We start from the raw sequence: 22,329 nt of genomic DNA, 5'->3' as shown, positions 1-22,329 counted from the left end.
AGCCCTGCCGCACCCGGGTGGAACGGACCCGCCTCAAGGCCCGGCGCACCCGGGATCGCCGGGGCCCCGCCTCACATCAGCAGGTCGTCGACTTGCGCTTCCCCTTCACGGTACCTGCGGGCGATCTCCCCGCTGCAGTCGTCCGCCGTGCGCTGCAGCCGCTGCCGGCGGCGGGAGACCTGCTGCTCGTAGCGCACGAGCCGGCCCATCGCCGTGTTCAGTTCCAGGTCGGTACGGGCGTCCAGGTCCGACAGCTCGACCTCCGCGAGCATGTCCGCGGCCAGCCGCCGGTACTCCTCGCTGTGCGGCGTACCCAGCGTCACATGGCGGGCCGAGGAGCGGTGCCGGGCCGGGGCGTCGGTCAGGATCTCGCCGAGCCGCTCGACCACGACCACGGAGGCGGCGCCGGCCGGGGAGCGTCGGGCGAGTTCGGCGCGGAGGATGTCGATACGGCCCTGGAGCAGCCGGCGTACATAGCTGAGGTCGGCCTCGTCGCGCTGCGCGTCGCGGCGCAGGGTGCGCAGCTCGGGCAGGCTCAGCACGGGCAGGTCGGGCTCGGGCGGATCGGCGGGCAGACCGGAGCTGTCGCCGCGCTGTCCCGGGCCCCCGTTGCTCGGCCCCAGGCTGTCGGTGCGCTGCGTGGGCGGCCGTAGCGGCGTGCGGTCCTCGTCACGGATCGACGAGACCGCCCCGGGTGGCTGCCCGGTACTCGGTGTGCTCATGTGCCTCTACCGTCCCCTCGACCGGATGTGTGAAGCATCGTGCCACCCCAAGTGGCCGCTATGTGACCGAGTGCCCCCGATCGGCCCCAGATGGGGGGTTAAGGATCAATAAGAAGCCGACTTCGGACTCGTGTTCCGGACACGGCATCATGGTCGGCATGCGAGCAGTGGTGCAGCGGGTGGACGGCGCGAGCGTCGTCGTGGACGGCGAGACGGTCGGGGCGATCGAGGGCGAGGGCCTGTGCGTCCTGGTCGGCGTCACGCACGAGGACACCAAGGAGAAGGCGGCCCAACTCGCCCGCAAACTCTGGTCGGTTCGCATGCTGCACGACGAGCGGTCGTGCAGCGACATCGACGCCCCGCTCCTGGTCATCAGCCAGTTCACCCTGTACGGCGACGCCCGCAAGGGCCGCCGCCCCACCTGGAACGCGGCCGCCCCCGGCGACATCGCCGAGCCCCTGGTCGAGGAGGTCGTGGCCCAACTCCGCGCCCTGGGCGCGACGGTGGCGACGGGCCGCTTCGGCGCGCAGATGCGAGTGTCCCTGACGAACGACGGCCCGTTCACGGTCCTGCTGGAGATGTGAGCCGCGCCCCACAGCCAGATGTGAGCGGCGCCCCACAGCCAGATGTGAGCCGCGCCCACCCCTCAAGACGACCTACGGCTCTACGACGACTTCCTGGGCCGCGGCCGTGCTGTCGGCGAGCAGCCTCGCGTCCACCGCCACGTTCCGCTTCACCAACGCGAGGGCGATCGGCCCCAGTTCGTGGTGGCGTACGGCCGTCGTGATGAAGCCGATCTTGCGGCCGTCGGGGCCGTCGTCGGCGACGCGGAGTTCCGTGCCCGCGGCGGGGAGGTGGACCTCGCTGCCGTCGAGGTGGAGGAAGACGAGCCGACGCGGGGGCTTGCCGAGATTCTGGACCCGGGCGACGGTCTCCTGCCCTCGATAGCAGCCCTTCTGCAAGTGAACGGCCGTGCCGATCCAGCCCAGCTCGTGCGGGATCGTGCGGTGGTCGGTCTCGAAGCCGAGGCGGGGCTGGTGGTGCTCGACGCGCAGGGCCTCGTAGGCGAGGATCCCGGCCGCCGGTCCGGCCTTCGCGGCGAAGGACTCCAGCTCGGCGCGCGGCAGGAAGAGATCACGGCCGTACGGCGTCTCGCGTACGACGACGCCTTCGGGCACCTCGGCGATGGAGCCGGCGGGGAGGTACACCACCGCGAACTCGTCGCTGCGGTCGGCGACTTCGACCCGGTAGAAGAACTTCATCGACTCCAGGTAGGCGATCAGCGCCTCCTGGGTGCCGGGCTCCACGTGGATCCAGACCGTCGTGCCGTCGTCGACCAGATACAGCGCGTGCTCGATATGACCGTGCGCGGAGAGGATCAGCGCCTCGGTGGCGAGGCCGGCCGGCAGGTCGCTGACGTGCTGGGTGAGCAGCAGATGCAGCCAGCTCAGCCGGTCCGCACCGGTGACGGCGACGACGCCCCGATGGGAGAGGTCGACGAATCCGGTGCCGTCGGCGAGGGCACGCTGCTCGCGGAACAGGTCGCCGTAGTGGGCGGCGACGCTTTCGTCCACGCCCTCGGCGGGAACCGCGCCGGGCAGGGACAGCAGAGGGCTCTTCATGCGCACAAGCCTACGACTCGGTAGTTGAACTCTTGAGCGAGCAGTCCCGGCAGCGACCGAAGATGGCGAAGTGCTTCATGTCGGTCTCGAAGCCGAAGGTCTCGCGGAGCTTGGCCGTGAACTCGCCGGCCACCGCCACGTCCGTCTCGATGACGTTGTCGCAGTCCCGGCAGACCAGGTGGATGTGATGGTGCCGGTCCGCGAGGTGGTACGTCGGCGCCCCGTGCCCGAGATGCGCGTGACTGACCAGCTGGAGCTCCTCCAGGAGCTCCAGGGTCCGGTACACGGTGGAGATGTTGACCCCCGAAGCCGTCTTCCGTACTTCGCCGAGAATGTCGTCGGGGGTCGCGTGTTCCAGGGTGTCCACGGCTTCGAGCACGAGTTGCCGCTGCGGCGTCAGCCGGTAGCCGCGCTGCCTGAGGTCACTCTTCCAGTCGGTGCTCACCACACTGGAAGTGTAGGACTACTTGAAGAAAGCGATCCCGTCGTCCGGCATGTCGTCCGGGAGGGCCTTCGCCCAGCGTTCGACGTCTTCCGGGGTGACGACCTTCTTGAGGTGCGCGGACATGTAGGGGCGGAGTTCGACGTCGGGGGTCTGCTTCTCGCCGACCCACATGAGGTCGCTCTTGACGTAGCCGTAGAGGCGCTTGCCGCCGGTGTAGGGGGCGGAGGCGGCCGTGCGGGCGACGGCGTCCGTGACCAGGTCGATCTGGGGCTTCTGCTTGGCCAGCTCGCCGTACCAGATCTCGATGACGCCGTCGTCGCGGGTCATCGTGACCTCGACCTTGCGGTCCGCGTCGATGCGCCAGAAGCCGGACTCGGACTCCAGGGGGCGGACCTTGTTCCCGTCGTTGTCCAGCACCCAGGTGTGGGAGTGGTACTCCAGGAAGTCCCGTCCGTCGTGGCTGAAGCTGACTTCCTGGCCGAAGTTGCACTTCTCGGAGCCGGGGAAGTCGTGCACGCCCGCACCGGCCCAGTCGCCGAGCAGGAAGACGAGGGGGACCAGGTCTTTGTGGAGGTCGGACGGGATCTCGATCATGGGATCGGCAGTTCCTCTAAGGCTTCAAAGGTGGTTCGGGGGTCAGCGCTGGCCCTGGTACAGCTTCTTCACGGTCAGCCCGGCGAAGGCGAGGACGCCGACGCAGACGAGAGCGAGCAGGGCTTCGAAGAATGCCTCAAGCACGGGGGGCTCCTCGGACGATCGGAAGTGGGCGGTACTGAGCCGGGCCCCAGCTTAGTCGGCCGGGGCCCGGCTCTCTCCGCGAGGTACACCCTGCGGGGTCAGTCCAGCAGCTGGCTCTGCAACGTGACCGTCTGCTGGAAGGGCACGGCCGCCGCGCCGCCCTTGCGGGACTGCACGACCAGGGCCAGCACGTCACCGGCGGACAGGTACGCCTGCCGCACCTGCTCGGCGCCGTACGGCTTGGTCTCGACGTACGCGGAGTGCGGGATCTTCTCCAGCCGGGCCGCCTCCGGGAAGTCCTCGTCGAAGACGGAGGCACCGGCGCCGCGCAGGGTGTAGCCCGGGCTGCTGTACGGCGCGATGTCGGCGCTGAACATCTCGTCGACGACCGCGGCCGTGCCGAACTGCAGCAGGTACACGCGCGTGTGCGTGCCGTCCGGGGTGGTCCAGCCACGGGCCGCGACATGCCGCAGCCCCGCGTCGACGAACTTCTGCGCCAGCTCGGTCCGGTCGTCCTTCTCGGCGTACACCGCCAGGAAGTCCTTCGTCACCAGCCACCCGTCCGCGCCGCGCAGCTTCTTGTCCTCGGTCGCACCCTTCGGCGCGGGCAGGACGAGGGCGCGCAGGTCGGCGTAGTGCGCGCCGGCCTTGTTCGTCTCGGCGAAGGGTCCCGGACTGCCGGAGGGCAGCGGCGGCAGGGTGAGCGTCGGGTAGTCCCACCGCCCGTCCGACGCGGTGGCCAGTCCGGGTACGTCCGTCCGCTCCATGCCGGTGATCCCGTACGCCGTCCCCGCCCCGACCGCCGCGAACACGACGACGGCGGCGGTCCAGCGCAGCACGCTCCGCAGGACTCGCCGGTCCTTCTTGGGGGCGGCCGTCTCCGGTACGGGGGTCGGTTCCGGTACCAGGGGCGGGGCGGTCGGCATGGGCGGTACCGCTGTCGTCGCTTCCGTCTGCTCGGTCATACGGCTTCTCCCGGCTCCGCGATGCGGTCGAGCTGTTCGCTCATCAGCAACGCGACCCCCTTGGTGTCGAGTGGCTTGGGCCCGTCCGCGCTGACGCTGACCATGACGTCGCCGACGTGCGCGGAGCAGTACATGCCGGTGAGGTCGGAGTCGGCGTCCTTGGGCGGCAGGAAGCACTTGGCGTCCTTGTGGCCCTTGACGGCGGGGCCCTCGCGGAAGAGGTCGAAGGCCTCGAAGAGCTCGTTCTCGACCGAGGAGAGCGTCTTGGCCTGGGCCCGGCTGTCCATCCGCGTCAGCAGGACGCTGACGGTGAAGATCCCCTTGTTGGTGCTGAGGTTGCTCGCGTCGGAGTTGAGGTAGCTGCGCATCGCCATGCCCTTGATGGGGTGCTTGTCGTACTGCTTCTGCAGCTGCGTGCGCTGGGAGCGGGGCAGGTCGCTCAGCGACTCCTTGCGCAGGGCCGAGGCCTGCGCGCCGCTGAGTTCCGCGTCCGAGCCGAACTCTCCGAGGTCGGGCCCGCGGCTCCAGCCGTCGGTCCCGTACGGGACGAGCATCCCGCCGAGCCCGCTCTCGGACGCGACCTTGGGCCGGCTGCCCGAGCCCTGCCCGTCCAGCCGCCTCGACGGGAACTTCCACTCCGGCGCCTGGGCGTCCCGGTCGGCGTTGCGCACGGTGATGACGGTGTACGCGACCCCGGCGGCGACAGCGGCGACGAGCAGCACGACGGCGGTGACGGAGACGGTACGGCGACGACGCCCGGGCTTCTTGCCGGACGGCACGGGAGCGGTGGTCTCCCCGAGGGGCTCGACGGGACCGACCGCACCGACGAGCCCGGATTCGACCCCGGGACGGACCTCCCCGAGGGAAGCGGCCTCGGCGACAGGACCGACCCCAGGGGCAGGAGCTGTCTCGCTGACGGAACCGCCCCCGGCAGCAGGACCCGCCTCGGAGGCAGGAGCTGCCTCGCCGACCGGACCGACCCCGGCAGCAGGGCTCGCCTCTCCGACCGGACCGACCCCGTCGATCGGACCGGCGGCCTCGACGGGACCGGTCTCGCCGGAACGACTCACCTCGCCGACAGAACCCGCCTCGCGGACAGAACCCGGCTCACGGACCGGATCGACGTCGCCAACAGGACCGGCTTCAGCGGCACGACTCTCCTCGTCGACCGGACCGGCCTCGGGGGCAGCGCTCGCCTCTCCGACGGAACCGGCCTCAGTGGCAGGCCCCGCCTCACCGACCGGACCGGCCTCAGGGGCAGGCCCCGCCTCTCCGACGGAACCGGCCTCGGGGCCAGAACCCCGTCTCACCAACGGAACCGGCCTCAGCGGCAGGACCCGCCGCGCCGACCGGACCGGCCTCGGGGGCAGGACCCGCCTCACCGACGGAGTCGACCGGCTCGTTCTCGTTCTCCGTCACAGCCGCTCCATCTGCCGCTTGGCCAGGTCCATGATCTTCGCCTTGGGGATCGGCTTGGTGTCGTAGACCCAGATCTCCACGGCGATGTCACCGCGGGAGGCCGTGGCCTCGGCGCTGTACTGCGGCAGGTATCCCGCCTCGGTCTTCGGCTTGGTGTGGACGTACGCCATTCCCTCGCCGGTGCCGGGCACGGACCAGCTGTCGGTGCCGGACTCGGCGTCGGCCCAGTACTCGTTGTTGTCCACCACGTCGGCCGCCGCTCCGGACTCCTCCTGGCGGAACTGGAGCAGCCGGATCTCGACGGTCTGGTTGCCCGACTCCCAGCCGGTGACGGCGGCCCGGCGGAACTCGTCGCCGACCAGCTCGCCGAACATGTCGCCCGGCTCCTCGTACGAGTCGGCGTAGGTGCCCAGGTCCATCCAGCCGTCGTCGCCGGTCAGCCAGTCGGCCTCCTTCGCGCCGCCCGGCTTCTTCAGCAGCAGCTTGCGCAGGTCGCCGTCGACCTTCACCTGACGGTCCTGCGCGGCCGACAGCGGCTCGGGCGCCGGGCCCTTGGCCTGCGTCAGCACCGGCTGGGACAGGGAGGGGAGCTTCGTCGGCTCACGGTCGGCCTGGACCAGGTAGCCGACACAGGTCCCCGCGACGACGCCGAGCACGGCGGCTCCGGCGATCAGCAGGGTGGTACGGCCACGACGCCGGCGCGCGGTCGGCTCCGCCGGTTCGGGTACTTCCAAGACGTCCCCCACGAAACGTGTAGCGCACATGCCATATGCACGCGCACAGAAGACTCATGGGTATCGGCGGTAGTTGCGGAGGTGTTGATTACGATTCGGCCATGGCGAAGAAGCTCGTGATCAAGGTGACGGCCGGCGCGGACGCTCCCGAACGGTGCTCCCAGGCTTTTACGGTGGCTGCCGTCGCCGTGGCCAGCGGGGTCGACGTCTCCCTCTGGCTGACCGGCGAGTCGGCGTGGTTCGCGCTTCCGGGGCGCGCGGCCGAGTTCGACCTCCCGCATGCCGCGCCGCTGCCGGATCTGCTCGACTCGCTGCTCATCGGCGGCAAGGTGACCCTGTGCACCCAGTGCGCGGCCCGGCGGGACATCACGGAGAAGGACGTCATCGAGGGCGTACGGATCGCGGGGGCGCAGGTGTTCGTCCAGGAGGCGATGACCGACGGGACGCAGGCGCTCGTCTACTGAGCCGCGACGAAGTCGCACCAGGCGTCCACGGAGAGGACGAGGGCGCCTCGGTCGGGGTCCCTGCTGCCGCCGGTCGCCGGCAGCTCGCGGGCGTACGACCGGAGTCAGACCAGTCCGCCGCCGGACGCCGAGGACGTCGGCCGCCCGCCCGTACCCGTCCCCGGCTGCGGCAGCACCGGCGTGAGGCGCACCGGCCGTGAGGCGTCGGGGGTTCTCCTGTCACAGCTGATCAACAATCCGACTGCGTTCCTAGGCCACGGGGTTAATCTCACGCTGGGCGGCCACCCGGTCGTCATGACCGTCGTCTTGATGACCGCCTAGGTAGGGGACCCGAATGCGCGCCCTGCGAATACTTCTGATCGTCGTCGTGATCCTGGGCGGCCTCTTCGTGATCGCGGACCGGGTCGCCGTGCACTTCGCCCAGGGCGAGGTCGCGGACAAGCTGAAGACCACCGAGAACCTGTCCGCCACCCCGGACGTGTCCATCAAGGGCTTCCCGTTCCTCACCCAGGTCGCGTCCGGAGAGCTGGACGACGTCGAGATCGGCATCAAGGACTACGACGCCGACACCGGCAACAGCGCGGGCGACGGTCCCCAGACCATCCGTATCGACGACCTCAAGGCCCAGATGAAGGGCGTCGACTTCTCCGGCGACTACAGCTCCGCCACCGCCGCGAACGCGACCGGCACCGCCACCATCGCCTACGACGAACTGCTCAAGGCGGCCAAGTCCGAGCCGACGCAGGTCTTCACCGGCGTCCAGGCCCAGGTCATCGGCCTCTCCGACGGCGGCAACGGCAAGATCAAGGTCGACGTGAAGGTCACGGCGCTCGGCCAGTCGCAGACCTACCCGGTGCTCAGCACGGTCACCGTCGCCGGTGACACGGTCAAGGTGCACGCCGACAACCTGCCCAAGCTGGTCGTCGATCTCGCGGACTCCCGGATGCGCTCGATCACCGACTTCCAGCAGACCATCGACCAGCTGCCGGGCGGCATCAAGCTGGACAGTGTGCAGGCCGCGAAGAGCGGTGTGGAGATCGCGGTGAAGGGTTCGAACGTCAACCTGGCCGGGTAGGACGAGGGGCGTTGACGAACGAACGGTGTCCGACAGACGAGACAGTGCCGTCCGTACCGTAGATGCGACACCCCATGCAGGGGCCCGGCGGCCGTGCGGGACGCGTTGGCCCTGTCATCGCATCCCATAGTGCGGACGATCGCGTCTCAGGATTTGACACGCCGGTGACATGTCCGGCTTTCCGTCCCTACGATCGTCGTCATGAAGCGACAGGCGGATCTCACGAAGCGGCGGGCAGTCGACCTGTGCCGCGTCGCCGCCATGCTCTGTCGCCCCTTCTGAGCGGGAGCGTTCGGCTTCCGCATCTCCCCGCCCTGTTCAGGGCATCCGTGCGCACGCCCTCGCACGAGCGCGCGCACCCCGCACCTCGCACGCCCCGCCGCACCTGCCCCGGAGGAGAAAGAGCATGAGCCGCAGCGACGTCCTGGTCGACGCCGACTGGGTCCAGGACAACCTGGACAACGTCGACATCGCGATCGTGGAGGTGGACGAGGACACGTCCGCCTACGAGAAGAACCACATCCGCAACGCGATCCGCATCGACTGGACCAAGGACCTTCAGGACCCGGTCCGCCGCGACTTCATCGACCAGGAGGGCTTCGAGAAGCTCCTGTCGGCGAAGGGCATCGCCAACGACACGCTGGTGATCCTCTACGGCGGCAACAACAACTGGTTCGCGTCCTACGCCTACTGGTACTTCAAGCTCTACGGCCACGACAGCGTCAAGCTGCTCGACGGCGGCCGCAAGAAGTGGGAGCTGGACGCCCGCGAGCTGGTCGAGGACGTGCCCGAGCGCGCGACCACCGACTACAAGGCCAAGCCGCAGAACACCGCGATCCGTGCCTTCCGCGACGACGTCGTGGCGGCCATCGGCTCGCAGAACCTGGTCGACGTCCGGTCGCCCGACGAGTTCAGCGGCAAGCTGCTCGCGCCGGCCCACCTGCCGCAGGAGCAGTCGCAGCGTCCGGGGCACGTCCCGTCCGCGCGCAACATCCCGTGGTCGAAGAACGCCAACGACGACGGCACCTTCAAGTCGGACGACGAGCTCAAGGAGCTCTACGCCGAGGAGCAGGTCGACCTCGCCAAGGACACCATCGCGTACTGCCGTATCGGCGAGCGCTCGGCCCTGACCTGGTTCGTGCTGCACGAGCTGCTCGGTGTCGAGAACGTCAAGAACTACGACGGCTCGTGGACCGAGTACGGCAGCCTCGTCGGCGTGCCGATCGAGCTCGGCGCCAACAAGTAGGACCACCGACCGACTTCATCACCCCTCAGGAGAGACGACATGTGCGGAGCGAAGGCCGGCGGCCCGGACGCCTCGACGATCAAGCCCGGTGAGACCACGATCCAGGGCCAGGTGACGCGTGACGGCGAGCCGGTGACGGGCTATGTCCGGCTCCTGGACTCGACCGGCGAGTTCACCGCGGAGGTTCCGACCTCGGCGACGGGGCAGTTCCGCTTCTACGCGGCCGAGGGCACGTGGACCGTTCGCGCGCTGGTGCCGGGTGGCACGGCCGACCGCACGGTCGTCGCGCAGCAGGGTGGACTGGCAGAGGTCGCGATCGCGGTCTGAGCAGCAGCTGACAGGCCGGAGGGCCGTACCCCGTCGGGGGTGCGGCCCTCCGCCCGTTCCGGGCCTACGCTGGACGTATGTTGGCACGACGGCGTCATGTCTACTTCGCCATGATGGGCACGTGCATCGGGCTCTTCGTCCTGGCGTGGGGTGTCGTGCGCCTGTGGTCCGTGCCGGTCGCCGTGGGCATGTGCGTGGTCGCCATGCTGATCCCGCCGGTCGCCGCGATGGTGGCGAACCGACGGGGCCCGGACGACCGCTGGTGGGACGACCCGTCGGGCGACCCGAAGTCGGACGACTGGTGGGACGAGCTGGACGGCAAGAAAAGGCGTCCCTGAGCTGCTGGACCTGCCCGTCGCGCGCGTGCCCTGGGGGCCGCGCCCCCAGACCCCCGCTTCGGCCTGAACGGCCTCGCCCTCAAACGCCGGACGGGCTGGAAAATGCGGACCCGCGTCAGGAAGGCGCCGCCCGGCCGCCCATTGCTGCCGGGCCCGCGGGGGACCGCGGCTACGCCAGCGCCCGTCCCAGTACCCACACCACCGGTGCCGCCGTCGCCAGCGGCAGGGCGACCCCCGCTGTGAAGTGGACGAAGCGGGACGGGTAGTCGTACGCCGCCACCCGGTGGCCGATCAGGGCGCAGGCCGCCGCTCCCGCGCCCAGGAGCGCGCCCTTCGTGCCGTAGTCCGTCAGGCCGCCCACCGCGATGCCCGCGCCGGCCGCGGCCAGCAGGGAGACGATCACGGAGGCGGAGGTCGGCAGGGGGAGCGCGCGGGCCAGGACGGCCACCGCTGCCGCCGCCGCTCCTACCGTGACCGCTTCCGGGTCCGCCGCCAGGTAGCCGGTCGCGATGATCGCCAGGGCCGCCGAGGCGACGCCTGCCATCAGGCCGTACATCCGCTCGTCCGGGTCGGCGTGGGAGCGGAGTTGGAGGACCAGGGAGAGCAGGACCCAGACGCCCAGGGTGCCCAGGATCGCCGCCGGGCCGTTCTCCCGGCCCGCCGTCAGCAGGGCCACGTCCGCCACGAGCGCGCCGAGGAACGCCAGCGCGATGCCCTGGCGGGCCGGCCACATGCCGTTCAGCCGGAACCAGCCCGCCGCCGTCACGCCCTGGAGGGCGATCAGGGGAAGAAGGAGCGCGTACGATCCCGCCGCCGCCGTGGCGGAGAGGAGTACGCCCAGCAGTGCCGTCAGCGCCGCCGGCTGCATGCCGGGGTCGATGATCGGGGAACGGCCCTCCAGGCGGGCGCGTTGGGCGTCCGTGACGCGGGCGTTGCCCGCGACGGTGGCCGGTCCGTAGGCGGCGGAAGCGGGGGCGTCCGTCGCGAGGGGCTCGGGCGCGGGAGCCGGCGGTTGCTGCTGCCAGGGCTGGGGCTGATCGCCGTACGACCCGTTGCCGTATGACCCGTTGTCGTACGACCCATGGGCCGGGGGTGTCTGGGGCGGCAGGTACGCCGTGTCCGCCGGGGCCGCCGGAGGCACCGGCTGGTGGACCTGCGTGTCCCAGGTCTGGCCCTGCCACTGCTGCGTGTACTGCTGGGCCGCCTGCGGGTCCTCGTAGCCCTGCTGGCCCGGCCACTGCTGCTGCGGCTGCTGCTGTTGCTGGGGTTGCTGCTGGTAGGGGTCGTAGCCCTGGTATCTCGGGTCGTACGGCTGGTCGGTCATCGTCACCCTCCTGCGAACGGCGGGAGCACCTCGACCGTGCCGCCGTCGGCCAGCCGTACCGTCTCATGTCCGCGGGTCCCCACGGGGTCACCGTCGATGAGGAACGAGCATCGGCGCAGGACGCGCGCGAGTTCGCCGGGGTGTCGCTCGCGCACGGCGTCGAGCGCCTCGGCGAGCGTGCCCGCGTCGTACGGCTCCTCGGCTACCCCGGCCGCGGCCTTCGCGGCGGCCCAATAGCGCACCGTCACCTTTGGCATCCGGATACCGGTTCCTCTGTCGATCGGCTGTGTACTCGGCTGTGTACCCCGTCAGGCTAGCCCGCCTTGGCGACAGCCCAGTCCCCGATGCGGGCCAGCAGCTCGTCGCTGGCCGCGTGTTCCGCGTGCCCCATGGGCTCCAGCCACAGCTCGGCCTGCCCCGCGGCGGCCTCGGCCAGCATCTTGGGGTGGTCGACCGGGAAGTAGCCGTCACGGTCGCCGTGGACGATGAGGAGGGGGGTGGGGGCGATCTTCGGGACCGCCTCGACCGGGGAGAGCGGGACCGGGTCCCACTCACGGTGGTGGATACGGGTGTGCAGGCCGTAGCGGCCCACGAGGCGGCCCTCCGGACGCGTCACCAACCAGTGCAGGCGACGCATGGGGGCGGTGCCCCGGTAGTACCAACGGGCCGGCGCACTCACCGAAACCACCGCGTCCGTACGCGCTTCCGTGCGCCCCGCGCGCCCCGAACCGTCCGGAGCATCCGCGTCACCCCCACCGTCCCCGCCGCCGTACAGCGCCGCGTGCCGCAGCACCACCGAACCGCCCATCGAGAAGCCGACGGTGACCACGCGCGCGTGGCCGAGTTCACGCGCCCAGGCGACCGCCGCCGCGAGATCGAGGACCTCGCGGTCGCCCACGGTGGAGCTCCCGCCGGACGCCCCATGACCTCTGAAGGAGAACGTGACCACGGGCGCGTACTGCGCGAACGCCTCCACCACCCGCCGTACATGCGGCTTGTCCACATCGCCCGTGAAACCGTGGGCCACGACGAACGCGAGATCAACGGACGGTGGCGCGGAAGCGTCGTATACGAGCGGACCCGGGTCGTATACGGAATCGATCGTCACCCCGTCGTCGGTGTGCAGAAACGTCCGCAAAGGTGTACGTCTGATCGTCTCAGAGTTCGGACGAACGGTGGATCGTGCCACATGACCTGCCGGACCAGTGCTCATGTGGGCTATTCTGCTCGGCAGAGGACTCGGGCAGCGAAGCCCCCGGGTCCTTTTGTGCTTTCGGAAGCGTTGTATACGAAGCGGGAAACCTCGGGAAACCAAAGGTGGCCGCGGGTGATGCAGGGCCCTCGGGATCGCAAGAGCTGTGCCGCACGACACACGTCCTCGCAGGGACCGAGGAGGAACCAGACGTATGAGTTCGCTGCTGCTCCTGACCAATGCCCTCCAGCCGTCGACGGAGGTGCTCCCCGCCCTCGGACTGCTGCTGCACAACGTGCGGGTCGCCCCGGCCGAGGGCCCCGCTCTCGTCGACACCCCCGGTGCCGACGTCATCCTCATCGACGGCCGGCGTGATCTGCCCCAGGTGCGCAGCCTGTGTCAGCTGCTCCGGTCGACCGGCCCCGGCTGTCCGCTCATCCTGGTCGTCACCGAGGGCGGCCTCGCCGCCGTCACCGCCGACTGGGGCATCGACGACGTGCTGCTCGACACGGCCGGTCCGGCCGAGGTCGAGGCGCGGCTGCGGCTCGCCATGGGCCGGCAGCAGATCGTCAACGACGACTCCCCCATGGAGATCCGCAACGGCGATCTCTCCGTGGACGAGGCGACGTACAGCGCGAAGCTCAAGGGCCGGGTCCTCGACCTGACCTTCAAGGAGTTCGAGCTGCTGAAGTACCTCGCGCAGCACCCGGGCCGCGTCTTCACGCGCGCGCAGCTGCTGCAGGAGGTGTGGGGCTACGACTACTTCGGCGGTACGCGAACGGTCGACGTCCACGTACGACGGCTGCGCGCCAAGCTCGGACCCGAGCACGAATCGCTGATCGGGACCGTCCGGAACGTGGGTTATCGATTCGTTACGCCGGAGAAGGTCGACCGCGCCGCCGAGGAGGCCAAGGCCAAGGCGGCCCGGGCAAAGGCGGAGGAGCCGGACGAGACGCCCGCCCTGGAGGACACCGAGGTCCAGGTGGAGGCGTAGCGGAGGCGTGGGCAGGGCATGGTCCCCGCACCGGGGACGCTCCCGGCGCCGGGAGCAGCGAGGCAAGCTTCCTCACGCCCTGCCCAGAGCGGGTCTCTCCGCGTAGACTCCGCGCGTGGCCAAGGTAACCAGGGACGATGTGGCGCGGCTGGCAGGTACGTCGACTGCCGTGGTCAGCTATGTCATCAACAACGGACCCCGGCCGGTCGCACCGGCCACGCGCGAGCGTGTACTCGCCGCGATCAAGGAGCTGGGGTACCGACCCGACCGAGTCGCCCAGGCGATGGCGTCGCGGCGCACGGACCTCATAGGCCTGATCGTCCCGGACGCCCGCCAGCCCTTCTTCGGTGAGATGGCGCACGCGGTCGAACAGGCCGCCTCCGAGCGCGGCAAGATGGTGCTGGTCGGCAACTCCGACTACATCGGCGAGCGCGAGGTCCACTATCTGCGCGCGTTCCTCGGGATGCGGGTCTCCGGACTCATCCTCGTCAGCCACGCGCTCAACGACAACGCGGCCGCCGAGATCGAGGCCTGGGACGCCCGGGTCGTCCTGCTGCACGAGCGGCCCGAGGCCATCGACGACGTCGCCGTCGTCACCGACGACCTGGGCGGCGCCCATCTCGCCGTGTCCCATCTCCTGGAGCACGGCTACGAGTACGTCGCCTGTATGGGCGGCACCGCCGACACCCCCGCCGTCGGCGACCCGGTCTCCGACCACGTCGAGGGCTGGCGGCGCGCGATGGAGGAGGCCGGCAAGCCGACCGAGGACCGGCTGTTCGAGGCACCGTACAACCGTTACGACGCCTACCGGATAGCGCTGGAGATCCTCGGCGGACCCCGGCGCCCGCCCGCCGTCTTCTGCTCCACCGACGACCAGGCGATCGGCGTGCTGCGCGCGGCCCGCGAACTGCGCATCGACGTGCCGGGCGAGCTGGCGGTGGCCGGCTTCGACGACATCAAGGAAGCGGCCCTGACGGACCCGCCGCTGACCACGATCGCCTCGGACCGCTCGGCGATGGCCCGCGCGGCCGTGGACCTCGTCCTCGACGACGGCCTGCGGGTGGCCGGCTCCCGGCGCGAGCGGCTGAAGGTGTTCCCCTCGCGGCTGGTGACGCGACGGTCGTGCGGATGCGCCGCGGCCTGACGGGCTGAGGCTTTCTCACGGCCGTACAAGGGGTTTCCGTGGCTTTATGAAGGCTTTCTGAGAGAGCCCTTCCTGGTGCCTGAGCGGGCTTTATATCGGGCATACGAGGTTCTGCCGGGCTTCTCAGCGGGCACTCAGGGAGCTCTCATGGTCGGGCGACATGCTCATTGTCATGACCGAGAGCCTCCGCCGAAGCGGCGAGTACGAGAACCCGTACCAGGGCGAGCAGCAGCAGGACGCGTACCCCCAGCAGCACGCCTCCTCCCCCGTGAACCCGGAGTGGCCGCCGCCCCCCGCGCAGCCGCCCGTTCAGCAGCAGCCGGCCCAGCAGCCCCCGGTGGAGCCGGTCACCATCGAGCCCGGCACCACGGTCTGGCCGGCCCAGTCCTCGCACGCCGCCGCCCCGGCCGACTTCACCGCCGAGGGCGCGGGTGCCGGGCACGGCGGTGACGGCAACGGCGGCGGTACGGCCGTCATGACCGCCGTACCGGCCGAGCCGGGCGGGGCCGCGCCGCACGCGAAGAAGCGGACCCGGGGGCCCCTGGCCCTGCTGGCCGCCGTCGCCATCGTGGCCGCGGCCGTGGGCGGCGGCACCGCGTACGGCATCCAGGAGCTGACCGGCAGCGACACGGTCGCCACCAGCTCCACCACCACCAGCGTCGTGCCGTCCAGCAAGAGGGGCGACGTCGCCACCATCGCGGCGAAGGTCAGCCCGAGCGTGGTCGAGATCACCGCCACCTCGAACGCCGGTCAGTCCACCGGTGCCGGCGTGATCATCACCAGCAACGGCGAGATCGTCACCAACAACCACGTCATCTCCGGCGCCTCCACGATCAAGGTGCAGACCAGCAACGGCAAGAGCTACACCGCGAAGGTCGTCGGCACCGACAGCAAGAAGGACCTCGCCCTGATCAAGCTGGAGAACGCCTCCGGCCTCACGGCGGCCACCCTCGGCAACTCGGCCGGTGTGCAGGTCGGCGACCAGGTCGTCGCGATCGGCTCCCCCGAGGGCCTGACCGGCACGGTCACCAGCGGCATCGTCTCCGCGCTCAACCGTGACGTGACCGTCTCGACCGACGAGAGCCAGAGCCAGGGGCAGGGACAGGGCGACGACCAGTGGCCCTTCCAGTTCGGCGGCCAGCAGTTCAACGGTGACACCGGCTCCTCCACCACGACCTACAAGGCGCTGCAGACCGACGCCTCGCTCAACCCCGGCAACTCCGGCGGCGCGCTGATCGACGCCAACGGCAACATCATCGGCATCAACTCCGCGATGTACTCGGCCGCTTCGTCGGCCACCTCCAGCGACGCGGGCAGCGTCGGCCTCGGCTTCGCCATCCCGATCAACACCGTCAAGGCCGACCTGGCCACACTGCGGGCGGGCGGCAGCGACAGCTGACCTCGTGTGCCCCTCCGTACCACCGGATCCACGGCAACCAGCAGGGAGTACGTCATGAAGATCCAGCAGGCTTCCCACCTCGGCGCCGCCGGCGGCGCGGCCGACCTCGGTCTCGCCCTCGCCGTGGCGTACGAACTGCACGCGCCGGCCGCCCGGGCCCCCGAGGTGGCGGTCGCGCACGGCGCCGGCCGTCGGGCCACGGCCCCGGCCCGCGCGCGGCGCCGCACCGCCGCCCGCGGCTGAGATCCGTCCCGCTCCGCCCTTTACGCGCCCGCAGGGAAACATGCGAGGCTGATGACAATCAGCCCATGTCGTCCCACCGCACCCGAGGAATCCGAAGCCCATGAGCCCCGCCGATGGCGACCGTGACCCCCAGCGCATCCTGATCGTCGACGACGAGCCGGCCGTGCGCGAAGCACTCCAGCGCAGCCTCGCCTTCGAGGGGTACGACACCGAGGTGGCCGTGGACGGCGCGGACGCACTGGAGAAGGCCACGGCCTACCAGCCCGACCTGGTCGTCCTCGATATCCAGATGCCGCGCATGGACGGCATGACCGCGGCACGCCGCATGCGGGGCGCCGGCACGACGACTCCGATCCTCATGCTGACCGCCCGTGACACGGTCGGCGACCGCGTCACCGGGCTGGACGCGGGCGCCGACGACTACCTCGTCAAGCCCTTCGAACTCGACGAACTCTTCGCCCGCATCCGCGCGTTGCTGCGGCGCAGCTCCTACGCCGCCGCCGCGGGCGCCGCCCAGGAGGACGAGGCGCTCACCTTCGCGGACCTCCGCATGGACCTGGCGACGCGTGAAGTGACGCGGGCGGGGCGGCCGGTGGAACTGACCCGGACGGAGTTCACGCTCCTGGAGATGTTCATGGCGCACCCGCGTCAGGTGCTCACGCGGGAGCAGATCCTGAAGGCGGTCTGGGGCTTCGACTTCGAGCCGTCGTCCAACTCGCTGGACGTGTACGTGATGTACCTGCGCCGCAAGACCGAGGCCGGGGGCGAGCCGCGGCTCGTGCACACGGTTCGTGGAGTGGGTTACGTGTTGCGGCAGGGTGGGGCGGAGTGAGGAAGCTCAAACTCCTGCGCCGCTTCCAGACACTGCCGATCCGCTCCCGGCTCGCCATCCTGGTCGCGGCCGCGGTGGCGTTCGCGGTGGCGGCGGTTTCGGTGACGTGCTGGTTCATCGTGCAGGGGAAGTTGTACGAGCAGGTGGACAACGACCTCAAGGACATGGCGCGGAGGCCTGGCACGGTCGCGGCGCTTCTGCAGAGGTGCACTCAGACCCCACAGCAGAACACCCAGTCGTTCGCGGGTCACAACGACTACGTCCAGGCGATCAAGGAGAAGGGCGACCCCTGCGTCGACCCGAACTCGCCGGGCACGGTCATCGTCACCAACAGCGACAGGGACGTGATCAAGCAGAAGAAGAGCACCGAGGGCACCTTCCGCAACGGCACCGATGAGGACGACAACTCTCTACGTGTGCTGACTCTGTACCTGGGCGTCGACACTTCCGACAACCAAGGTGTAGCCGTCGTCCTCGCAACTCCCCTCAAGGGCACGCAGTCCACTCTCAACGAACTCGCCCTCATCCTGCTCCTCGTCTCCGGCATCGGAGTACTCGGCGCCGGCGCAGCCGGTCTCGCCGTCGCACGTGCAGGACTCCGGCCCGTCGACAAGCTCACCGAAGCCGTCGAACACGTCGCCCGTACCGAGGACTTGAGCATCCGGATCCCCGTCGACGAGGACCGGGAGGACGAAGTCGCCCGGCTCTCCCGGTCCTTCAACTCGATGACCTCCTCCCTGGCCAGCTCCCGCGAGCTCCAGCAGCAACTGATCGCGGACGCCGGGCACGAACTGCGCACCCCGCTCACCTCCCTCCGTACGAACATCGAACTCCTCACCCGCAGCGAGGAGACCGGCCGCCCCTTGCCGGAGGCGGACCGCAAGGCGCTGCTCGCCTCGGTGAAGGCGCAGATGACCGAACTGGCCTCCCTGATCGGCGACTTGCAGGAACTGTCGCGTTCGGAGGGCCAGCGGGGCGAGCGCGTGCAGTACGTGTCGATGCAGGACACCGTCGAGGCCGCGCTGCGCAGGGCACGGCTGCGGGGGCCGGAGTTGACGATCAACGCCGACCTCCAGCCCTGGTACGTCCGGGCGGAGCCGTCCGCGTTGGAGCGGGCGGTGGTCAACATCCTGGACAACGCGGTGAAGTTCAGCCCCGAGGGCGGCACGATCGAGGTGCAGCTCGGCCGCGGCGTCCTGACCGTCCGCGACCACGGCCCCGGCATCCCCGCCGAGGAACTCCCGCACGTCTTCGACCGCTTCTGGCGCTCCCCCAGCGCCCGCGCCCTCCCCGGCTCGGGCCTGGGCCTGTCCATCGTCGCCCGCACGATCGAGCAGGCCGGCGGCGAGGTCACCCTGGCCCGCGCACCCGGCGGCGGCACGGTGGCGACGGTACGGGTGCCGGGGGCGCCGACACCGCCGCCGGCCGATCCGCAGTAGCTCGGCGACGGGCTGCCGAGCGGAGTCTGCCGGGCGGCGTCCCGCCGTACGATCATCCGGCCGGATGTCGAGGTGGGGCGGGTGGGCGGAGTGGCGGACGTCGACGGCGTCGGGGGTGTCGAGCGCGAGTACGGACGGCACAGATCCATGTCGTGGGGGCGGCGCGGCTTTCTGGTGATCGCGCTGGGCTATCTGGTGAGTTCGACCCTGCGGGAGTCCACGATGCCCGGGTGGGCCAGAGTCCTCTTCCTGGGATCCCTGCTGGCGCTGCTCGGTACGGCCGGGCTCGGGTACTGGCGCGGGCGGACCTTCGTGCGGGCCGACGGCATCAGCGTGCGCGGCGCGGTGCGCGTGCGGCGGCGGGGCTGGCACGACGTCTACGACATCCGGATCGAGCCCGCTCCGACGCGGCGCAAGGACGGCCCGCGCCTGCTGACCTACCTCTACGACAACGACGGCCGCCGCCTCCAGCTCCGCTGTCTCGACGACTGGCAGTGGCCGGACCTCGAAGCCGAGGTCGACGATCTGCGGACCGCCGCCGCCCGGCACCGCGGCACCGGCTGGGAGCCGCGGCCCGAGGCCGAGGACCGCGTCCGGCGGCGCGCGGGGCACCGCACGGCGTGGGTGCGGGCGTTCAACGGGGCGATGGTCGTCCTGCTCGCCATGTTCCTGTTGATGCTGTGGGAGCTGGTGAGCGGCTCCGACACCCGCCCCTTCCTCCTGCTCCTGTACGTCCCGCTCGCCGCGTTCGCCCTGCTCGCCGCCCTGCTGCACTGGCGCTGGGAGTCCCAGGTCCCCTGGTATCTGCGGGAGACCCCACCGGTTCCCCCAGCTCACCCATAACCGCCTGCCAGCTCCCGCACAGCCGTCCGCCCCACCGTGTTCGAATGGCACGGAAGATTCTGCTGGCCGATGACGACGAGGCCGTGCGTGACGGGGTCGGGCGGCTGCTCAGGTTCGAGGGGTACGAGACCGTCCTCGCGGGGGACGGCCGGGCCGTGCTCGATCTGATCGGGGTGCCCGAGGGCGATCCCGACCTGGTGCTGATGGACGTGACCATGCCGGAGCTGGACGGGCTGGCCGCGACGCGGCGGATCCGGGCCTCCGGGTGCATGGTCCCGATCCTGATGCTCACCGGGCGGCACGCGGTCGGCGACCGGATCGTCGCCCTCGACAACGGCGCCGACGACTACCTGATGAAGCCCTTCGCCACCGAGGAACTCCTGGCCCGGGTAAGGGCGTTGCTGCGCCGCGCCCCGCGCGGGGCGGTCGTCGAGCCGAGGCGGGACCAGCGGCTGGACTTCCAGGACGTCGCCATGGACCTGCGGACGCGGACCGTCACCCGGGGCGAACGGCCGCTCGGGCTCACCAAGACCGAGTACCTGCTCCTCGAGTACCTGATGCGGCACCCGGCGAAGGTGCTCAGCCGGGCGCAGATCCTCAAGGACGTCTGGGGCTTCGACTTCGAGCCGACGTCCAACACGCTGGACGTGTACGTGATGTACCTGCGCCGCAAACTGGAGAGCCGCGGCGAACCGCGGCTCATCCAGACCGTGCGGGGGCTCGGCTACTCCCTGCGCCTCACCACCTGAGGATCATCGTCTCGTCCAGCGCCGGCGGCAGGTCCGCCACCGCGTCCGGCAGCGGCTCGGCCAGGCTCGCGTAGGCGCCGCCGCCGGCCAGGAGTTCCTTGTGGGTGCCGGACTCCACCAGGCGGCCCCGGTCGACGACCAGGATGCGATCCGCGTCCGGCGCGAGGCTCAGATCGTGCGTGATCATGATCGTCGTACGGCCCGCCATCAACGTGCGCAGGGGCTGCACCACTTGGCGGGCGGCCACCGCGTCCAGGCCCGCCGTCGGTTCGTCCAGGACGAGGACCGGGGCGGAGCGCAGCATGGCGCGGGCGATGGCGATGCGCTTGAGCTGGCCGCCGGAGAGGGCGGCCGTGCCGGGGGCGAGGTGGGTGTCGTACCCCTCGGGCAGCGCGGTGACGAAGTTGTGCGCCGCCGCCTCGCGGGCCGCCTGCTCGATCTCCGCGTCGCTCGCGCCGGGGCATCCGCAGGCGATGTTCTCGCGGATCGTGCCGTTCAGGATGAGCGTCTCCTGGGGCAGCAGCGCCACCTTCTCGCGCAGGAACTCAAGGCGCAGGTCGCGCAGCGGGACACCGTCCAGGGTGATCACGCCCTGCGAGGGGTCGTAGAAGCGGGTCAGCAGTTTGGACAGGGTCGACTTGCCGGCGCCGCTCGCCCCGGTGACGATCACCAGCTCGCCGGGGCTCGCGCGGAAGGTCACGTCGCGCAGGGAGGCGCGGAGGGACTCCGGGTAGCGGAAGGAGACGTCGTGGAAGGCGACCCAGCCGTTCACGGGCCACTCGGCGACCGGTCGGGCAGGGTCGGCGACGGCCGGGCGGGTGTCCAGGATCTCGTTGAGGCGCTGGGCGCCGGCCGTCGCGGCGGTGAGGGTGAGGCCGAGCTGGCCGAGGCTGCGGACCGGCGGGTAGAGGTAGCCGATGAAGGCGGCGAAGGCCAGGAGCTGGCCGAGCGTCATCCGGTCCGCCGAGATCTCCCACACGCCAAGACCGATCACCAGCAGCACGCACAGCGTCTCGACGACCTCGACGAACTGCTCGTACAACTCGCTCAGCCGGGCCCCGCGGACCGATGCCTTCATCCAGGCGCGGGCCTCGACGTCGAGCCGCTTCTCCTCGTCGCGGCGGCGGTTGTAGGCCTGGGTGAGGACGACGTTGCCGAGGGATTCCTCGACGACGGAGGTGATCGCGCCGTCGGCGACCCGCTCGTCCCGGGAGGCGCTGCGGATCCGGCCGGAGAAGCGGCGGGCGGCGAGCAGGAAAAGGGGCGCCAGGACGAAGGTGGCGAGGGCCAGGTCCCAGCGCAGATAGAGGGCCGCGCAGGAATAGAAGACCCCCGAGAAGAGGGCGGAGACCGTGCCGACGACACCGGAGACGACCATCTGCTCGATGGCCTCGACATCACCGGTGAGCCGCTCGACGAGGTCGCCCTGGCGGTGCCTCTGGAAGAAGTCCGGGGGCAGGTCCTGGACATGCCGGAAGACGCCCGCCCGCAGCCGCAGGACGAATCTCTCCGCGGTCCAGGTGGCGAGCGAGTTGCCGAGGTAGCCGACCAGCGCGCCGAGCGCGGCCACGCCCAGCCAGGCACCGGCCGGGCCCCAGAACGCGGAGAGCGAGCCGGCCTTGAGGGCGTTGTCGGTGAGTTCGGCGAACAGCAGGATCGAGGCGGTCTCGGCGAGCGCGGACAGCACCACGCACCCGATGATCACCAGCAGCCACCTGCGATCGCCGCGGGTCAGCGGCCAGAACCGCCGGAAGGCCGCACGCACTTCCCTCATGGTCTGCAACTCCCTTTCCTACGGCGGTCTCGGCGCCGGACCGGCAGAGGACCCGGCGCCGGACATGGCCGAGGCGGGGCCCCGGTCGGGCGACTCTCCGACCGGTGACCCCGCCTCGTGGCGGACCTCAGCCCTTGTGCGCGACGGGGCGCTTCGGGGCGGGCTTCTTCGGCGCCGGCTTCTTGGGGGCCGGGGCGGGCTTGCGGTGCTTCTTGACCGGAACAATCTTGTGGAAACTCATGATGTAATTCCCTCCCTGGATTTCTTATGTCGAATTTACTTGTGGCCGACGGGGCGACGC

General features: G+C 70.6%; 26 protein-coding genes. 15 read left to right on the top strand and 11 right to left on the bottom strand.

Annotated features, from left to right (window positions below):
• Positions 1-71: 71 nt before the first annotated feature.
• Entirely contained in the window at positions 72-722 is a 651-nt protein-coding gene (locus tag ACIP6U_RS12735) for an aerial mycelium formation protein (protein ID WP_401715665.1), read from the bottom strand.
• 158 nt (positions 723-880) lie between these two features.
• Between ACIP6U_RS12735 and dtd the strand changes: the two genes are divergently transcribed.
• The gene (gene dtd, locus ACIP6U_RS12730) at positions 881-1,306 is read left to right on the top strand and encodes a D-aminoacyl-tRNA deacylase (protein WP_401715663.1); all 426 of its coding nucleotides are present in this window, start codon (positions 881-883) and stop codon (positions 1,304-1,306) included.
• 72 nt (positions 1,307-1,378) lie between these two features.
• Here the strand turns inward: dtd and ACIP6U_RS12725 are convergent, their stop codons facing one another.
• From ACIP6U_RS12725 to ACIP6U_RS12700, 6 genes are all read right to left on the bottom strand, one after another.
• Complete coding sequence (locus ACIP6U_RS12725; RefSeq protein ID WP_401715662.1) at positions 1,379-2,344, bottom strand: YgfZ/GcvT domain-containing protein; 966 nt, start codon at positions 2,342-2,344, stop codon at positions 1,379-1,381.
• Positions 2,345-2,354: 10 nt separating this feature from the next.
• Positions 2,355-2,792 carry a Fur family transcriptional regulator gene (locus tag ACIP6U_RS12720; protein WP_280879388.1) on the bottom strand — a complete coding sequence of 146 codons (438 nt, stop codon included), beginning with the start codon at positions 2,790-2,792 and terminating at the stop codon, positions 2,355-2,357.
• 15 nt (positions 2,793-2,807) lie between these two features.
• A complete protein-coding gene (locus ACIP6U_RS12715) occupies positions 2,808-3,383 on the bottom strand; it encodes an FABP family protein (RefSeq protein WP_401715661.1) in 576 nt (191 codons plus the stop codon).
• Positions 3,384-3,625: 242 nt separating this feature from the next.
• A complete protein-coding gene (locus ACIP6U_RS12710) occupies positions 3,626-4,492 on the bottom strand; it encodes a hypothetical protein (RefSeq protein ID WP_401715659.1) in 867 nt (288 codons plus the stop codon).
• Entirely contained in the window at positions 4,489-5,562 is a 1,074-nt protein-coding gene (locus tag ACIP6U_RS12705; protein WP_401715657.1) for a hypothetical protein, read from the bottom strand. Before ACIP6U_RS12705 ends, ACIP6U_RS12710 begins: the two co-directional genes overlap by 4 nt.
• 345 nt (positions 5,563-5,907) lie before the next feature.
• Positions 5,908-6,645, bottom strand: a complete 738-nt coding sequence (locus ACIP6U_RS12700) for a hypothetical protein (protein WP_401715655.1) — start codon at positions 6,643-6,645, stop codon at positions 5,908-5,910.
• A gap of 101 nt (positions 6,646-6,746) precedes the next feature.
• Between ACIP6U_RS12700 and ACIP6U_RS12695 the strand changes: the two genes are divergently transcribed.
• The 6 genes from ACIP6U_RS12695 to ACIP6U_RS12670 all read left to right on the top strand — a co-directional run bounded on the left by ACIP6U_RS12695 (position 6,747) and on the right by ACIP6U_RS12670 (position 10,095).
• Positions 6,747-7,109: a DsrE family protein gene (locus ACIP6U_RS12695; protein WP_401715653.1), complete on the top strand. Its 363-nt coding sequence runs from the start codon at positions 6,747-6,749 to the stop codon at positions 7,107-7,109.
• 334 nt (positions 7,110-7,443) lie between these two features.
• The gene (locus tag ACIP6U_RS12690; protein WP_401715651.1) at positions 7,444-8,184 is read left to right on the top strand and encodes a DUF2993 domain-containing protein; all 741 of its coding nucleotides are present in this window, start codon (positions 7,444-7,446) and stop codon (positions 8,182-8,184) included.
• A gap of 201 nt (positions 8,185-8,385) precedes the next feature.
• Positions 8,386-8,466, top strand: coding sequence for an Ms5788A family Cys-rich leader peptide (locus ACIP6U_RS12685; RefSeq protein ID WP_350751515.1), 81 nt, complete (start codon positions 8,386-8,388; stop codon positions 8,464-8,466).
• Between the two features lie 124 nt (positions 8,467-8,590).
• The gene (locus ACIP6U_RS12680) at positions 8,591-9,430 is read left to right on the top strand and encodes a sulfurtransferase (RefSeq protein WP_401715650.1); all 840 of its coding nucleotides are present in this window, start codon (positions 8,591-8,593) and stop codon (positions 9,428-9,430) included.
• Positions 9,431-9,469: 39 nt separating this feature from the next.
• Complete coding sequence (locus ACIP6U_RS12675; protein ID WP_004986406.1) at positions 9,470-9,757, top strand: DUF1416 domain-containing protein; 288 nt, start codon at positions 9,470-9,472, stop codon at positions 9,755-9,757.
• Positions 9,758-9,834: 77 nt separating this feature from the next.
• Positions 9,835-10,095 (top strand): DUF3099 domain-containing protein, encoded by a 261-nt coding sequence (locus ACIP6U_RS12670; protein WP_280879399.1) that lies wholly within the window; start codon positions 9,835-9,837, stop codon positions 10,093-10,095.
• 169 nt (positions 10,096-10,264) lie between these two features.
• On the opposite strand, the gene ACIP6U_RS12665 is transcribed toward ACIP6U_RS12670, so the two are convergent.
• The 3 genes from ACIP6U_RS12665 to ACIP6U_RS12655 are packed head-to-tail and all read right to left on the bottom strand — an operon-like array spanning position 10,265 to position 12,632.
• A complete protein-coding gene (locus ACIP6U_RS12665; protein ID WP_401715648.1) occupies positions 10,265-11,419 on the bottom strand; it encodes a hypothetical protein in 1,155 nt (384 codons plus the stop codon).
• 2 nt (positions 11,420-11,421) lie between these two features.
• Complete coding sequence (locus ACIP6U_RS12660; protein ID WP_123996627.1) at positions 11,422-11,676, bottom strand: MoaD/ThiS family protein; 255 nt, start codon at positions 11,674-11,676, stop codon at positions 11,422-11,424.
• 56 nt (positions 11,677-11,732) lie between these two features.
• A complete protein-coding gene (locus ACIP6U_RS12655; protein WP_401715646.1) occupies positions 11,733-12,632 on the bottom strand; it encodes an alpha/beta hydrolase in 900 nt (299 codons plus the stop codon).
• 193 nt (positions 12,633-12,825) lie between these two features.
• Between ACIP6U_RS12655 and ACIP6U_RS12650 the strand changes: the two genes are divergently transcribed.
• From ACIP6U_RS12650 to ACIP6U_RS12615, 8 genes are all read left to right on the top strand, one after another.
• The gene (locus ACIP6U_RS12650; protein WP_123996625.1) at positions 12,826-13,605 is read left to right on the top strand and encodes a response regulator transcription factor; all 780 of its coding nucleotides are present in this window, start codon (positions 12,826-12,828) and stop codon (positions 13,603-13,605) included.
• Between the two features lie 115 nt (positions 13,606-13,720).
• Positions 13,721-14,749, top strand: a complete 1,029-nt coding sequence (locus tag ACIP6U_RS12645; protein WP_401715644.1) for a LacI family DNA-binding transcriptional regulator — start codon at positions 13,721-13,723, stop codon at positions 14,747-14,749.
• Between the two features lie 172 nt (positions 14,750-14,921).
• Positions 14,922-16,148, top strand: coding sequence for a S1C family serine protease (locus ACIP6U_RS12640; protein ID WP_401715642.1), 1,227 nt, complete (start codon positions 14,922-14,924; stop codon positions 16,146-16,148).
• 54 nt (positions 16,149-16,202) lie between these two features.
• Positions 16,203-16,391: a hypothetical protein gene (locus tag ACIP6U_RS12635; RefSeq protein WP_401715641.1), complete on the top strand. Its 189-nt coding sequence runs from the start codon at positions 16,203-16,205 to the stop codon at positions 16,389-16,391.
• Between the two features lie 100 nt (positions 16,392-16,491).
• Positions 16,492-17,223 (top strand): response regulator transcription factor, encoded by a 732-nt coding sequence (locus ACIP6U_RS12630; protein ID WP_123996621.1) that lies wholly within the window; start codon positions 16,492-16,494, stop codon positions 17,221-17,223.
• Complete coding sequence (locus ACIP6U_RS12625) at positions 17,220-18,662, top strand: ATP-binding protein (protein WP_401715639.1); 1,443 nt, start codon at positions 17,220-17,222, stop codon at positions 18,660-18,662. Before ACIP6U_RS12630 ends, ACIP6U_RS12625 begins: the two co-directional genes overlap by 4 nt.
• 81 nt (positions 18,663-18,743) lie before the next feature.
• Complete coding sequence (locus ACIP6U_RS12620; protein WP_401715637.1) at positions 18,744-19,505, top strand: PH domain-containing protein; 762 nt, start codon at positions 18,744-18,746, stop codon at positions 19,503-19,505.
• A gap of 44 nt (positions 19,506-19,549) precedes the next feature.
• The gene (locus tag ACIP6U_RS12615; protein WP_401715635.1) at positions 19,550-20,254 is read left to right on the top strand and encodes a response regulator transcription factor; all 705 of its coding nucleotides are present in this window, start codon (positions 19,550-19,552) and stop codon (positions 20,252-20,254) included.
• On the opposite strand, the gene ACIP6U_RS12610 is transcribed toward ACIP6U_RS12615, so the two are convergent.
• Complete coding sequence (locus ACIP6U_RS12610; RefSeq protein ID WP_401715633.1) at positions 20,244-22,028, bottom strand: ABC transporter ATP-binding protein; 1,785 nt, start codon at positions 22,026-22,028, stop codon at positions 20,244-20,246. The genes ACIP6U_RS12615 and ACIP6U_RS12610 overlap by 11 nt on opposite strands.
• Positions 22,029-22,329 lie beyond the last annotated feature (301 nt).

Source organism: Streptomyces sp. NPDC088794 (assembly GCF_044750545.1).
In the GTDB taxonomy this organism is placed as follows: Bacteria; Actinomycetota; Actinomycetes; order Streptomycetales; family Streptomycetaceae; genus Streptomyces.
The sequence above is the reverse complement of the archived record's forward strand: the minus strand, read 5'-3'. Positions and strand labels throughout refer to the sequence as shown.